This is a genomic window from Nocardia sp. NPDC004573 (assembly GCF_053602135.1).
Genome location: NZ_JBSGDA010000005.1, coordinates 172,115 through 185,594, shown reverse-complemented (window position 1 = coordinate 185,594; position 13,480 = coordinate 172,115). Strand labels below are relative to the sequence as shown.

Genomic DNA, 13,480 nt, shown 5'->3' with positions numbered 1-13,480 from the left:
CTCAGGCGTCGAACAGTTCGAGCAGCTCGCTCTGGCCGAACATGACCGCGGCGTCGCGGGCCGACGGGGTGCCCGCGTCGGGGTCGGCGCCCGCCGCGGCGAGTCGCCGCACGATCTCGGTCTCGCCCTTGAACACCGCTCCGGCCAGAGGGGTCTGACCTTTGTCGTTCGCCCGGTTCGGATCGGCCGAACGCTGCAGCAGCGCTGCCACCGTCTCGGCGTGCCCGTGGTAGGCGGCGAGCATGAGCAGCGTGTCACCGGCCTCGTTCGTAAGGTCGACCGGCACGCCCGCGTCCACGTAGGCGGCCAGCCTCGCGGCATCTCCGTGCCGTGCGAAGTCGAACACCTTGGTGGCCAGTTCGAGCAGTTCCGGGTCGATTTCGTCGGCATTCATCCGCTCACTCCTGTCGTGGTCCGCGCGCGGGTCAGCGCGTCGCCGCGGATTTTCCCAGTTCCTCCCGCACGATGCGCAGATCGGCGACGAACGCGTCGTAGGCGGCGGTCCGATCGGGCGCGCGCAGAACCGACGACGGGTGCACGGTGGCGATCGCGCGGAAGTCCGCGGTCTCGACAACGTCACCGCGTCGCTCGCTGACCTTGAACGCAGGGCCGAGCAGCGCCTGCGCGGCGATCGCGCCGAGACACACCACCAACCGCGGTCGCAGGAGGTCGAGCTCGGCGTCGAGCCACGCCGAGCAGGCGACCACCTCGGTGCGGCCGGGCTGCTTGTGGATCCGGCGCTTGCCGCGCTCCACGAACTTGAAATGCTTCACCGCGTTGGTGACATAGACGGCGTCGCGGTCGATGCCGACGTCCGCCAGCGCCCGGTCGAGCAGCCGCCCCGCCGGGCCGACGAACGGTTGCCCCGTCACATCCTCTTGATCGCCGGGTTGCTCGCCGATCAGCACCACGTCCGCGTCCGGGGGGCCGGCGCCGAAGACCGTCTGCGTGGCGTGGCGATAGAGATCGCACCCGCGACAGTCGCAGGCCGCTTTCCGCAGCCGCGCCAGATCCGCGTCCGGGGGTACGAACCTCGCGGCGCCGGGCGCCTTCGTCACTGTCCGCCTCCTGCCTTCGGCGAGGCCGCGACGGGCCGTCGCCGAACTCCGCTGCCGCTTGTGCTGGTGGCGGCTTACCCGTTTCGGCTGCCCTCACGCGCGGGTCGCGAATCTCCGTCCCATGTGCTGAACGAGGTGACATGGGTCGGTATAGTCGCCGCGGATGAGTAGTGTCACCGCCACCGCCGGAACGCCGATGTCCCAGAACCGTCGACTCGGGCGTGTGCTGCGGGCGGCGCCGGTCCTGTCGCTCGCGTTCTCCGCGTTCTGTCTCCTGACACCGGTCTGGCCGTTCCACAAGATCACCGGCGGGTTCATCGACCTGCAGGTGTATCGCCTGGGCGTGGATGCCATGCGGCACGGCGCCGACATGTACGGGCAACTACCGCAGACCACCATCGGGGCTGGCCTGCCGTTCATCTATCCGCCGTTCGCCGCGCTCGCCCTGGGCCCGTTCGCGATGCTGCCGTGGGACGTGGCCGCCTTGAGCTTTTTCGTCTCCTCGGTGGCCGCGCTGGCTCTCACGCTCTATCTGGTAGCACGGCGGGTATGGCCGGACGATTCGCAGCGGCGACTGGCGGCGTGGGCCACCGCGTGCGCGACTCCGTTGGGTCTGCTGCTGGAGCCGATCCACTCCACGCTGGATTTCGGTCAGGTCAATCTGCTGCTGATGGCTCTGGTCGCCGCCGACTGCCTCACGCACAAGCCGCGCTGGCCCCGAGGGATGCTGATCGGCATCGCGGCCGCGATCAAACTGACGCCCGCGGCGTTCGTGCTGTACTTCCTGGTCCGCCGCGATTACCGCGCGGCCGCGACCGCGGCGGTCACCGGTGTGGCGGCGACGGCGCTCGGCTTCGTGGTCCTGCCCAAGGAATCCGTCAAATACTGGTTCGGTGGTCTCGGCAACGTGTCCGGGCTGAGCGGCTCGGCATTCCATACCAATCAGTCAATTCAGGCGGTGTTCTCGCGGTTCGAAGTGCCGGAGCCCGCGTTCACCGTGCTCTGGCTGGTCCTCGGCGCTCTGTTGCTCACGCTGGTCGTCGCCGCCATGCGCCGGGCCGCCGACCTGCCCGCGCTCGCGCTGGCCCTCAATGCCGTCTTCACTCTGCTGGTCTCGCCGATCTCCTGGTCGCACCACTGGGTGTGGATCGCACCCGCGTTGTTCGCCGTGGTCGGATACGCGACCCGGCTGCCGGTCCGCCGCGCGATCGGGTGGTGGGTGACGTTCGTGGTCACCGCGGCGGTGTTCGTCATCGGACCGCACAACTGGCTGCCCGACGGCGAGCATCGGGAAACCGCATGGACGCCCTGGCAGCACTTCATCGGCAACACCTACGTCTGGTTCAGTGTGGTGCTGGTGGTGCTGTTCCTGCTCGCCGGGAAGCGGACCGTCGCCGGCGGCGCGAACCCGTCGTCCGAGCAGCCGGTTCGGACCTCCGGTGACGCGCCCTCGGCGCTGACCGCACGCTGAGGCGCGGGGCCGGGGGCGTCCAATCGCCGCGTCACCCCATGCCGGGCGCGGAAGGCGCGACGAAGAGGAAGCTCTTCTCTTCGATTCGCTGCTTGATCCGCCATCGTCCGGCGACGCGGACGAACGTGTCCAGGTACCAGAGCCCGCACAGCATCATCGTCGGCGGACCGTCACCGCCGGACACCACCATCGGGTTGTGGCACATCGTCCGCCCGGTGGCCGTGTCGCCGTCGACTTGGATGGACGAGTTGCTGATCAGGTGCTGGAAGGCGGGGAAGTTGGGCAGAACGGAGGCGAGGAACTCTTTCGTCGCCGCCAGACCGCCGACCGAGCCGCCCATGGCGGAGTAGTCGATGTGGGCGTCGAGGGTGAACACGTCGTCCAGCAGGTCCCACTGCCGGGTGTCGACCGCGTGCGAATACCGCACCATCAGGTCTTCGATCTCGAGTCGATCCGAAATCTCCTGCAACGACAGCATGCCCGCCTCCGATTGACGTCGATACCCCGGCTATGCCACCAGGATTCGGCGTGTGAGGCAAGGTCGGTGCGGCTACGCCTTGTGCGGCAGGATGTTCAATACCAGCGTGAGCCCCGCCACAATGCTCACGCACGCCACCAGGGTGGCGAACGCCGATTGGGTAAGCGTCGCGATGCCGATCGAAAACGCAAGGCACGTGGTCAAAGCGAGCGCGCCGGTTCCCGGCTCCACACCGGCGATCCGGGTTGGTCGGTGATCCGTCATAGCTATGTAATACCCACGCTGCCCCGTTACGAAACCGTGATAGACAGTCGGCTTTCCGCCGCGGCCCGTTCGCAGGGAGGCGACCATCCGACAGGCGTACAGTACGTACGTACGGTTTGGTAGAGACTCTGGAGCGGCCTGTGTGGGATCCCCGGCAATACCTCGCGTTCCACGACCATCGCTCCCGCCCCTTCTTCGACCTGCTGTCTCGCGTGACAGCGGACGAACCGCGGATGGTGGTCGACCTGGGCTGCGGCCCCGGGCACCTCACGGCGGTCCTCGCCCAGCGCTGGCCCGGCGCGATCGTGCGAGCGCTGGACTCGTCGCCGGAGATGGTCGCGGCCGCGCGTGAGCGCGGGATCGACGCGACCCTCGGGGCGGTGCAGGACTGGCAGCCGAGTCCGGAGACCGATGTCGTGGTCAGTAACGCCGTTCTCCATTGGGTGTCTGGACACCCCGATCTACTGGACCGATGGATGCGTCAGCTCCCCTCGGGCGCCTTCCTGGCGGTTCAGGTACCCGCGAACTTCGACGCCGCCTCGCATCGGGCGATCCGCCGAGTGGCCGCCCGCGACGAGTGGCGCGACAGCCTGGAGCGGGCGGGCATCCTCGAACCGCGGGCGGTGCTGGATCCCGGCGAGTACGCCGACCTGCTCAGTGCGGCGGGCGGGGCTGTCGACGCCTGGGAAACGACATATTTGCAGCGCTTGACCGGTGACGATCCCGTGCTCGAGTGGGTCACCGGCACCGCGCTGCGGCCTGTGCGGGGCGCGCTCGACGACGGGCGGTGGCAGGAGTTCATCGCACAACTGGCCCCGTTGCTGCGCAGCGCATACCCTCGTCGGGCCGATGGCACGACCTGGCTGCCGTTCCGGCGCGTCTTCGTCGTTGCGCAGAAGCGGTAGCGCGGGGGTAGGCGAGTGCGGACACGGCCCGGACAATCACATGTCCGCGCACGGCGCCCGTCCGTGGCGCCGCGGCAGCCCGGCACCCGGCGGCGGCGCATCGATTCGGTGCGTGGCCTGTCACCGAGACTGCTCGTGTGCCGTCGACAGCAGCCGTGCTACCCGGCTGCGCAGTTCACCGGTCACGGCGGGCACGCCGATCGACGGGAGCTCGGCGGCCACATGGGCCGCGAGAACCCGCAGCTTGGTGTTGGTTTCCTGAGATCGGACGCGCAGGATGGCGAACGCTTGCTCGGCGTCGAGGCCGTAGACGAGCATTACCGCGCCCTTGGCTTGTTCGATCACCGCCCGCGCGGCTACCGGATCGAGGTCACCGGCCGCTGTGCCGTCAGCGTCATAACTCACACGCACGCACTACCCGTCCGGGGCCGTCTGACACGGGCTCGTGGCGGAGAAACCATGGCGCGGCGGATGTCCTCGTCCACGCGGGAGGGTTGACGCGAGCCCGGTGGATAGCGATACTTCGAACGTCATAGCGATTGCGTATAACTCGTCCTGCGGAAACGCTACGGAGACAGATCAATGATGATCCATACGGCAGTCGATACATTTCTTCTGGCTCAGGTGGACGACCCGGTCCCCGAGGCTCCCCCGAACTCGGAGAAAATCCTCCAGCTCTTCCGGTATTTCACGTGGTTCGTGATTCTCTCGGGAGTCACCGGAATCGCCTATGCCGGCGGTAAGTTCGCTTGGGAGAAGTGGAACGGTGGTCCACTCGCTTCGGCGAAAATGGTCGCAGGCGGCATGCTCGGCGGGGTCATCGCCACCAGTGCGGGGACGATTATGAATGCGTTGATCGGCTGACGCGGCCGTCCACCCCCGATGTCCGCCCGGCCGTCAGTCGTCGACCTCCAGTTCGACCAATTGAGCTGGGATGAAAGATTTCTCGCGCCGGTTGGTTTCCACGCCGAAAACGGCGACCACGAGGTCGCCGCCCGGCTGGACCACTCCCGCCTGGGTGAGGGTGCCGTACCCGACGACGGATTCGCCCACGTGATCGGCGAGTTCCGCGGCGGGCACACGAATCGTCCTGCTCATGAGGCACCTCTATCGGGTCGAAGTGTCACTGGCTGCGGTGTCACTGTTCGCAGGAATCGATCCTAATCCGCGGTGGCAGCCGCCGAACCCCCCAGTTGCCGCCGAATCGCATCGCGGCGCCCGAACCGCGGCAAACTCCGCCGTCAAGACGGAATTCCCTGTGCCGTAACGATTTACCCTCGCGATCTTGACCGGTTCGTGACCAGCGCCAGGGCGTCGGCGACCTTCGCCTGGAAGTGCGGGCACTCGCGGAAGTCCTCGGCCGCGCAGTCGAGGGCGTGTGAGATCGTCTCCAGCGCGGCGGTGGCCTGCGCGATCCGATGAACGAGCTGATCTCGGTGCGCGCGCAGCAGATCACGGCGCGCGGTCCGGTCGGACGCCGCGGCGAACAGTGCGACGAGTTCGTCCAGCGCCAGACCCGACTGCTTGCCGAGCAGTATCATCGCCACGGTCTCCGCGTCGTCGTCGTGATACCTGCGCCGACCGGCGCTGTCCCGCCGCGGCGCGAGCAAGCCGACATCCTCCCAGTGCCGCAGCACATGGGTGGCCAGGCCGAAACGCGCCGCGAGCTCACCGATCGAGATGTCGCCGCCCGCCACAGCCGCACTCTAGGCGACGCGCGCGGTGAGCCGCGCGTACAACCCGATCGGGTGACGCCGCAGACGCACCGTCTCCCGCCGCACCGTCGCCGCGTCGAAAAAGCGCCGTAGTGCGCTGAGCCCCGCCGCGGCGCGCACGAATCGGAAGTCGTAGATCGCCACCGCGCCGCCGGGGCGCAGTACGCGTACCAGCTCCGCGGCAGCGCGGTCCGGATCCGGCCACTCGTGCATGCTCAAACTCGAGACGACCAGGTCGAAGCTGTCGTCGGGGTAGGGCAGCGCGGCTACGTCGCCGACCGCCAGTTCGGCCGCACTGCCGGAAAGCGTCGTTTCGGCGATATCGATCATGTGCGGGGACAGGTCCACGCCGTGCAGTCGCAGATCCGGTCGACGAGAACGCAGCTGTGCCAGCAATTTTCCCGGCCCCGTCCCCACGTCCAGCACCCATGAGCCGGGTCGCGCGGCCGCGTCGATGTCGGCGGCGATCCGGCGGTAGAGGCCCCCGAGCAGGCGAGATGCCCGCTGGTCGTAACCCCGGCTCTGTCTTTCTCCGAACGTTGTCATGATCAACCTCTCCTCGTTGTGCGCTCAGCTTGCGAGTTGAGGTCGACCTGAAGTCAAGAGAAGCCGCGGTGCGGCTCCGGCGTTTACGGCTGTGCCGGGTACTTCCGCGTGAGCCATTGCCGGAAGGTAGGCCCGGCGAGGATGGCGCCCGGCCCGGGCAAAAGGGCGCCGTCGGCCTGCAGTTCGTGATCCGGGTCGTCGAGGTCGACGATCTCCTCCACTCGAGCCGGTTCACCCCGCCGAGCGGCCACCTCGGCCACGGCGGCGGCGAGCTCGAACTCTTCCGGTCCAGCGATGTCGACCGATTCCGGCGCCGTCTCGGCAACTGCGAGATGCGCCAACTCCTCTGCGACGGTGCGGGCGGCCACGAGTTGGGCTCGATACTTCGGGACGTAGGCGGTGTCGCCGCGAGTGGTCCAGTCGAGCATCATCTCGGTGAATTCGTGGAACTGCGCCGCGCGCAGGATCCGCACCGGCACGGGACCTTCCCGATAGGCGTTCTCCTGGGCGAGTTTCCCAGCGTAGTGTCCCGCGGTGAACCGATCGATTCCGATGATCGAAACGAGCGCGATCCGCCGCACACCGGCCGCGGCCGCGGCATGCTGGACATTCCGGGCGACGGTGCGGAAGAACTCGGTCACCGCCCCGGTTTCGGTGGTCGCCGCGTTGATCGCGTCCACCACCACGTCCACTCCGGCCAAGGCGTCCCCCAAGCCGGCTCCGGTTCGGACATCCACCCCCGCTGATCGACTGATCCCCACGACCTCGTGGCCCTGGGTCCGCAGCACATCGGTCACATCCCGGCCGATCCGCCCGCTCGCGCCGACAACCGCTACTCGCATCGCAATCTCCTTCGGCTCACATTCGGTGAGTGGACGAAACGGCGACAGCGGGTGTGACATGACCGAGGCAGTCGTGACAGTGCCGCCGCGACGGTCGATCCACGTGCGGCGGCAACTACTGTCGCGCTACCTCCCTGCGTCTGTTCGCGCGAGACTCGGCGGGATGCCCCCGCACACCGCCGAGTATCTGGACCGAACTATTCCCGACCCAAAAGTGCGACGCACCTCGACCCGGCGCGGCCACACAGCTTCCGCATTCAGATGCACCAGACGGCGCTGCCCAGCGGAATACAGAGTACGACCGAGCCCCATACCGGCGTCGCGACGTCCGATGGCGTCGTTTCGGCGGAGGCGGCGGGTGCCGCGATGACGCCCAAGGATACGGCCATTGTGGTCGCGGCCAGGATCTTCGTGATTTTGGTGGACATTGTGCATCCTTCGACTCGAGTGAAACTTATCTCTGACTCACGGATTTCATGCTTCACCTATGGAGCGGTGAACACCAGGCAAAGAAACGTCAAGTTCCCGGTCGGCGCGTAACGGGAAGATCACCGAGGGTGCTTTTTTTGGGGCATCGGCTTCGTTGTGGCGGCGAAAACAAACCTGAAGACTCTTTACTCCCCGCACCTTGCCCGAATTGTGCTCTTCCGAAGCAATCGGAAATCTTCGCCCGCTGCGGACGAACTCTATACGGCGACTGCGCTGCGTCGGGGTATACGACTCGCCGCCGTTACCGCGGCTGCACCGGCGAATTGATTGCGGCGAAGAAGGAGCGGGGGTCGGTAACGATGATCGTTACGTCGCTGAAGCGAGCGCGCACGGGCCCCGGCGGTTACGCCGGGCGATGCCCGAAGACCCGACGGCCAGTGCATCGTGCACTTCCCACAGACGGTGAGTCAGGTCCGAATTCGGGCAGTGACGCGACCTTAAACTGAGGCAATGGTGCAGCCAACGCCGTGGCAGTCGGACGAAGCTCGAGACGGCCGATCCGACCAGCCCGAGGAGGCGAAAAGCGGCGCCGTACCGGCCAAGGCGATTCTGGTCGCGCTGCGCGGGCATTGGGGCTACGTGTGGGCGGCGGTGGGCAGCCTGGTGACGCTGGTGCTGCTGTTCCAGCCGTGGCTCACCGCCGCAGGGGCGGACGGCAAGGTCAGCACCAACGCGTTCGGCCGCATGGAGATCACCACGCGATTCCTCAACATCTGGTCGCGGTCGGCACCGCCCGGTGCGCGGGTCACCGGCTTCTGGGCACTGCTCGCCAGTGCCGCGATCATCGTCGTCGTTTTCTCGGTCGTGGTGAACCTGCGTCTGCGCATCGAGGCGCTCGATCGGCTGGCCACGCTGGCCACGTTGGCGGGGGCGGTGCTCGTGGTGATCACCGTGCTCTACATCAACAGCAAGGGCCCCGAGCTGAAGGCGATGGTCGGACGCAAATCGGATCTCGGCGGACAGATCGGATCCTTGATGAACTGGGCGTTCGGCAATGGCAGACTCGTCGTGCCCGGCATCGGTCAGGTCGCGTACACGTCCGCGACGCTCACGCCGTGGTCGCTGCTGGCCGGCGTGACATCGCTGGGCTCCGCGATCGCCGCCGTCACCCAGTGGATCCGCAACCGATCCAGCGGTCTGTTCCGCCTACCGGGGGGCATCCGCATCGTGACGACGAAGCGGCCTGCCGAATCCGAAGACGCCGACTGACCGTTCGGCGACGCCCGGCGGTCCGATCTCCGCTGACGCCGTGGGCATGCGACGATCCGCCCCGCGAACCCCTTGCGCACCACTGGGCTCTCGGGTACGCCGGATAGCAGGAGGTGTTCGATGCCGTCCGCACATCGGTCCCCGACGCGGACCGAAGAGGTCATCGTGCCGTCGGAATACGCCCGGCTGGCCGGGGTGCTGGCTGTCCCACCGGACCGCACCGCGTTGATCGCCTTCGCGCATGGCAGTGGCAGTGGCAGGCACAGCCCGCGCAACCGGTTCGTCGCCGAGGTTCTCAACCGGGCGGGGTTCGCGACGATGCTGGTCGACCTGCTGACCGCAGAGGAAGAGGGAGACCGGGCTCGCGTGTTCGACATCCCGCTGCTCGCTCACCGCCTTGTCGAGGTGACGCACTGGCTGCGGACGCGGCCGGAACTCGACGGCGTGCCGACGGGATACTTCGGGGCGAGCACCGGCGCGGGGGCCGCGCTGTGGGCGGCGACCGAACCCGGCACCGAGATCGCGGCGGTCGTCTCCCGGGGCGGCCGACCGGATCTGGCCGGTGCGCGATTGGGTTCGGTGCGCGCCCCGACACTGCTCATCGTGGGTGGTAACGACCGGTGGGTGCTGGAGGTCAACCGTGAGGCCCAGCTACGGATGCCATGTCCGAGTGAACTGGACACAATCCCCGGAGCGACCCATCTGTTCGAGGAAGCCGGTGCGCTCGAGCAAGTCGCCGACCTGGCGGTCCAATGGTTCCACCGCCATCTCACCGTCGTGCTGCATTGAACACCACCGGCAGATCGCCGGGCCGAGGCGCGACGAGAGTGCCGAAGCCGCGGCTGATGTCCTGGATCTTCTCGCACAGCCAGCGGGATTCACTGCGGGGAGCCCATTCCAGCCGCATGTGCCGCACCCGCAGCGGGATCAGCCGGACCTCCGCCGAGCCGGGCTCCAATGAGACCAGATACAGCGGATGCAGATCGGCGTGGTATCGCTCGTGGCCGCGGATGCCCTCGTAGTCGTCGATGACGTCGCCGCATCCGTACAGGATCGGCTTGCCGCGGTAGATCTCGATCGGACGCGGATGATGCGCGGAATGCCCGTGCACCACGTCCACTCCGGCCTCGATCAATCGATGCGCGAACCGCGTTTCGGTTCGCGCGACCTCATAGCCCCAGTTCGGCCCCCAGTGCACGGAAACGATGCCGATGTCGTTGTCGCGTTTGTGGGCGGCCACCTCGGCCGCGACGTCCTCGGCCGCCGCCGCGTCGGGGGAGTAACCCACTCGCCACAGCCCGGGCCGGTTGCGCCGGGCCGACCAGGATTCCGGAACGCCGCTCGAGCCCGCGGCGACCGAGACGATCACCACGCGGCGCCCATCGGCGAGTTCCACGGTGGCCGGAGCGCGGGCGCCCGCCAGATCCGCGCCGGCGCCGGCGCGATCGATGTGAGCGGCGTCGAGCGCCGCCAGCGTGTCCGCCAAACCGGCGATCCCGAAATCGAGGACGTGATTGTTGGCCAGTGCGCAGACGACCGGCGCGATCGCGGTCAACGCGGGCACGTTGTCGGGGTGCATCCGGTAATGGATGCCCTTCGCGGGAGCGAACGCGCCGCCGGCGGTGATCGACGTCTCCAGGTTGAGCAACCGCACCTCGGGGGCGATCTGGGTCAGAATCGGCAGCACGTCACCCCATAGGTGCCGGTAACCGACGGGATGGGTGAACTCGCCGTACGCGCGTTCGGCCAGCTCGACGTAGGTTCGCGCGTCGTTGACGTATCGTTCGCGCAGCCTCGGATCGCCGGGATGCGGCAGAATCTGGTCCACACCCCGCCCCAGCATGACGTCGCCGCCCAGCAGCACCGTCGGCATATCACCATTGTCGGCCATCGCGGGGCCGATGTGAACGCGCTCTCGTCGACTTCTACGGGTGGTCGTCGGCGCGCGGCCGTCGGCTCGGCACAGGTCCTGTGCCGACCCCCTTTCCTCACCTGCTGGACATCGGAAGCAGCTGTTGCGGGTCGTCGGCATAGACGGTGGCGATGATGTTCGCCCGGGCGGCCAGATCCTTCGCGAGGTCGCGGATCTCCTCCGACGCGGTCGGGTCGGCGTCGATCCCGGCCAGCAGATCGCGGGTGTGGATCGCGGTTGCCTGCGCACAGCGCCGCAGGCGGGCCTTGGCCACGGTATCGAGCGCGGCGGGACTCAGATAGCGCTGAATGTGCTCCCCGCGATCGGTGACCCGGTTGACGATCGATTCGGTCGCCGCATCGGTGAGCCACCGTTCCGCGTCGGCCGTGATCTCGAAGACGAGATCGTGGTCTCGGATATCGGTGGGATTCGCGGACGTGGTCAGCAGGGCCATGCTGGCTCGCCCGATCGCGATGAACCCGCTCATGGCGTGGGCGAGCAGGACGTTCGGGTTTGCTGGGGGCAACTGGTGTAGCCGTTGCCCGACGACGGTGACCCAGCAGGCGAGGTGTTCGGCTCCGATATCGATCGACGTCGCTGTCGTCATAGCGCGAACCATACGCCGTTATCCGGGTGAGACATACGAAGAAACGCTGGAAGTTCGCCAGAAGTCGTGGAGTGCGGTGTTTCGGGCGTTCGTTCGCCGTCGCCATCGGGTTGTGCCGCCGCCGCGGAGGCCGCGGAGCGAGCGTCTGGATCGTCCGGTTCGTTCGGTACCCGGACAACGTTCCAGCGCATTCCCTGTCGCGGAAGCTCTTTCCGCGGCGCGCCGTCTCGCCCGCAGCGTCGCACCAGAATCGCCGCAGTGTCACACCGGCGGCGTTAACTGTGATTGTGCCCGCCTCCTCCGGTTGAAAAAGTCTGCGGTGGTACCGAAAACACGTTTGCACGTGCACGCGAATACGAGAACTGGTGCCGCCGCCGCGACTTCCGCCTGCTGTACCAGATCCGAGGAGGTGAGCGCCGGCCCAGTGCCGAGCCGGGTCATCAAGTCACCGCAGAACAGGACTCCGGTCGTCTCCTCGTAGAGCACCCGCGCTTCCCGATTGTGCGGCGTGTCCAGATGTCGCACCCGGCGGCCGCCGAGGGTGATCACCTCACCGTCGGCCAACCGGCGTGGCTGCCGGTCGGCCAGATCACCGATCGAGACCAGGCAGCCGACCAGACCGTGGGCCACCTGCGCCCGCGGTACGGCGGCGAGGAAGAGATTCATCGCCCTGTATTCGTCCGCTTCCACATGTCCGAATGTGATCCGCCGCAACCGCTCCACCGGCATGATCCGCGCGATCTCCGCGGAGACGACAGGGAAAGCGCGCGCATGCCGGTGTGGAAGAGCAACGGTTCCCCGGCGTCGACAAGGAACTGGTTGAACGTGAAGCCGCTGGGCCCCACCTGCGCGTTGCATGCCCCTTGTCCGCTCCTGGTCGAGGGCGCGTCCGCGCACCGTCGGCGCGATAGGGAAGCCAGCTGCTAGCTGTCGAGGCACGACGTTCTCGAAGAGCCCCGAGCTGACCGAAGGGCATGTGTTTCACTTCGCTGCCAGCGCATTTCCCGCTACACGAGACTCATCCTATGATTTTAAAGAGGATAGTAGTACTCTAAACTACCTACCTGCAGTTTCACTATGTGAGATTCGGTCGTCGTCCGATCGACACGCCGAATCTATCCAGCGAGGGAGTGTCGCGTGCTGGAAATCGATCATTTCAGCCACGGGTGGCTCACACCCATCGTCGCCTATGTCATGTCGTTCACCGGTTCATTGCTAGGACTGCGGTGCATGGCCAGATCTCGGACCGGTTCCGCCCGCGACGGGTGGCTGCTGGCCGCGGCGGTCGCGATCGGAGGCACCGGTGTCTGGGTCATGCACTTCATCGCGATGCTCGGTTTCGCGATCGAGGGCGCATCCATCCGCTACGACGTTCCGATCACCTTGATCAGCGCGCTGATCGCCATCGCGGTGGTGTGGATCGGATTGCGGATCGCGCATCAGCGGGCGCTGGGTATGGTGGGCCTCTTCGCAGGGGGCGGGATCACCGGTCTCGGCGTCGGCGCCATGCACTACGCGGGCATGTACGCCATGAAATCCGATGCGTCGATCAGCTACGACGGACGGATCGTCGCGCTGTCGATGGTGATCGCCGTCGTGGCGGCGACCGCGGCGTTGTGGTTCACGCTGCACGTCCGCGGCACGCTCGTCACCGTCGCGGCGGCGCTGGTCATGGGCGTCGCGGTGTCGGGAATGCATTACACGGGCATGTTCGCGATGCGTGTGCACGAAGCCGAGCACATGCACGCACCCTCGGGGGCCGGCGCGACGCAGTTGCTGACTCCGCTGATCGTGAGCATCAGCCTGGTGACCGTGCTGCTCTTGCTCCATCTCGGCGTCACGGAGGTGGAGGACGAGAACACCTACGTTCCGCAGGGCCGCCACGCCGCCAGCTATTGGCCGACTCGTGAGTGAGGCGACTGCTCGGCATCCGGGCCGCGGCACGGTGCGGCGCGGGTCCGGATGACCCGCAGCCCCGGGCTGC

Annotated in this window: 17 protein-coding genes and 2 pseudogenes; 6 read left to right on the top strand and 13 right to left on the bottom strand. The window is 67.3% G+C overall.

Features of this window, described 5'->3' with window-relative positions; all coding sequences use genetic code 11:
- Position 1: 1 nt before the first annotated feature.
- Together ACWEKR_RS10460 and ACWEKR_RS10455 are read right to left on the bottom strand one after the other, a co-directional pair.
- Positions 2-394 (bottom strand): ankyrin repeat domain-containing protein, encoded by a 393-nt coding sequence (locus ACWEKR_RS10460; RefSeq protein ID WP_452354246.1) that lies wholly within the window; start codon positions 392-394, stop codon positions 2-4.
- Between the two features lie 31 nt (positions 395-425).
- Positions 426-1,097, bottom strand: a pseudogene (locus tag ACWEKR_RS10455) (UdgX family uracil-DNA binding protein); the annotation flags it as partial.
- A gap of 124 nt (positions 1,098-1,221) precedes the next feature.
- On the opposite strand from ACWEKR_RS10455, the gene ACWEKR_RS10450 reads away from it, so the two are divergent.
- Complete coding sequence (locus ACWEKR_RS10450; RefSeq protein ID WP_452354245.1) at positions 1,222-2,529, top strand: glycosyltransferase 87 family protein; 1,308 nt, start codon at positions 1,222-1,224, stop codon at positions 2,527-2,529.
- Between the two features lie 31 nt (positions 2,530-2,560).
- Here the strand turns inward: ACWEKR_RS10450 and ACWEKR_RS10445 are convergent, their stop codons facing one another.
- Together ACWEKR_RS10445 and ACWEKR_RS10440 are read right to left on the bottom strand one after the other, a co-directional pair.
- On the bottom strand, positions 2,561-3,007 hold the full coding sequence (locus ACWEKR_RS10445) for a nuclear transport factor 2 family protein (protein ID WP_452354244.1): 447 nt from the start codon (positions 3,005-3,007) through the stop codon (positions 2,561-2,563).
- A gap of 72 nt (positions 3,008-3,079) precedes the next feature.
- Positions 3,080-3,271: a hypothetical protein gene (locus ACWEKR_RS10440; protein WP_228829632.1), complete on the bottom strand. Its 192-nt coding sequence runs from the start codon at positions 3,269-3,271 to the stop codon at positions 3,080-3,082.
- A gap of 140 nt (positions 3,272-3,411) precedes the next feature.
- Here ACWEKR_RS10440 and ACWEKR_RS10435 point away from each other — a divergent pair, with 140 nt between their 5' ends.
- On the top strand, positions 3,412-4,176 hold the full coding sequence (locus ACWEKR_RS10435) for a trans-aconitate 2-methyltransferase (protein WP_452354410.1): 765 nt from the start codon (positions 3,412-3,414) through the stop codon (positions 4,174-4,176).
- 120 nt (positions 4,177-4,296) lie between these two features.
- Here ACWEKR_RS10435 and ACWEKR_RS10430 read toward each other — a convergent pair whose 3' ends face one another.
- Positions 4,297-4,581: an ANTAR domain-containing protein gene (locus ACWEKR_RS10430; RefSeq protein WP_452354243.1), complete on the bottom strand. Its 285-nt coding sequence runs from the start codon at positions 4,579-4,581 to the stop codon at positions 4,297-4,299.
- A 180-nt stretch (positions 4,582-4,761) separates the two neighbouring features.
- Here ACWEKR_RS10430 and ACWEKR_RS10425 point away from each other — a divergent pair, with 180 nt between their 5' ends.
- Positions 4,762-5,040 (top strand): hypothetical protein, encoded by a 279-nt coding sequence (locus ACWEKR_RS10425; RefSeq protein WP_416382550.1) that lies wholly within the window; start codon positions 4,762-4,764, stop codon positions 5,038-5,040.
- A gap of 33 nt (positions 5,041-5,073) precedes the next feature.
- Here the strand turns inward: ACWEKR_RS10425 and ACWEKR_RS10420 are convergent, their stop codons facing one another.
- The 5 genes from ACWEKR_RS10420 to ACWEKR_RS10400 form a co-directional block, all read right to left on the bottom strand.
- Positions 5,074-5,274, bottom strand: coding sequence for a hypothetical protein (locus ACWEKR_RS10420; RefSeq protein WP_195085321.1), 201 nt, complete (start codon positions 5,272-5,274; stop codon positions 5,074-5,076).
- 173 nt (positions 5,275-5,447) lie between these two features.
- Positions 5,448-5,873 carry a MerR family transcriptional regulator gene (locus ACWEKR_RS10415; protein WP_452354242.1) on the bottom strand — a complete coding sequence of 142 codons (426 nt, stop codon included), beginning with the start codon at positions 5,871-5,873 and terminating at the stop codon, positions 5,448-5,450.
- Positions 5,874-5,882: 9 nt separating this feature from the next.
- On the bottom strand, positions 5,883-6,437 hold the full coding sequence (locus tag ACWEKR_RS10410; protein ID WP_452354241.1) for a class I SAM-dependent methyltransferase: 555 nt from the start codon (positions 6,435-6,437) through the stop codon (positions 5,883-5,885).
- An 83-nt stretch (positions 6,438-6,520) separates the two neighbouring features.
- Positions 6,521-7,279, bottom strand: coding sequence for an SDR family oxidoreductase (locus ACWEKR_RS10405; RefSeq protein ID WP_452354240.1), 759 nt, complete (start codon positions 7,277-7,279; stop codon positions 6,521-6,523).
- Between the two features lie 257 nt (positions 7,280-7,536).
- Positions 7,537-7,707, bottom strand: a complete 171-nt coding sequence (locus ACWEKR_RS10400; RefSeq protein ID WP_195085318.1) for a hypothetical protein — start codon at positions 7,705-7,707, stop codon at positions 7,537-7,539.
- A gap of 511 nt (positions 7,708-8,218) precedes the next feature.
- Here ACWEKR_RS10400 and ACWEKR_RS10395 point away from each other — a divergent pair.
- Together ACWEKR_RS10395 and ACWEKR_RS10390 are read left to right on the top strand one after the other, a co-directional pair.
- Positions 8,219-8,977, top strand: a complete 759-nt coding sequence (locus ACWEKR_RS10395) for a hypothetical protein (RefSeq protein WP_452354239.1) — start codon at positions 8,219-8,221, stop codon at positions 8,975-8,977.
- A gap of 117 nt (positions 8,978-9,094) precedes the next feature.
- Positions 9,095-9,766: pseudogene (locus ACWEKR_RS10390) on the top strand (dienelactone hydrolase family protein); the annotation flags it as partial.
- Here ACWEKR_RS10390 and ACWEKR_RS10385 read toward each other — a convergent pair.
- From ACWEKR_RS10385 to ACWEKR_RS10375, 3 genes are all read right to left on the bottom strand, one after another.
- On the bottom strand, positions 9,747-10,868 hold the full coding sequence (locus tag ACWEKR_RS10385) for a CapA family protein (RefSeq protein ID WP_195085315.1): 1,122 nt from the start codon (positions 10,866-10,868) through the stop codon (positions 9,747-9,749). The pseudogene ACWEKR_RS10390 and the gene ACWEKR_RS10385 overlap by 20 nt on opposite strands.
- Before the next feature lie 97 nt (positions 10,869-10,965).
- Entirely contained in the window at positions 10,966-11,496 is a 531-nt protein-coding gene (locus tag ACWEKR_RS10380; protein WP_452354238.1) for a hypothetical protein, read from the bottom strand.
- A 261-nt stretch (positions 11,497-11,757) separates the two neighbouring features.
- A complete protein-coding gene (locus ACWEKR_RS10375) occupies positions 11,758-12,225 on the bottom strand; it encodes a hypothetical protein (protein ID WP_452354237.1) in 468 nt (155 codons plus the stop codon).
- 408 nt (positions 12,226-12,633) lie between these two features.
- On the opposite strand from ACWEKR_RS10375, the gene ACWEKR_RS10370 reads away from it, so the two are divergent.
- Positions 12,634-13,410: an MHYT domain-containing protein gene (locus ACWEKR_RS10370; RefSeq protein ID WP_452354236.1), complete on the top strand. Its 777-nt coding sequence runs from the start codon at positions 12,634-12,636 to the stop codon at positions 13,408-13,410.
- The last annotated feature ends 70 nt before the right edge of the window (positions 13,411-13,480 follow it).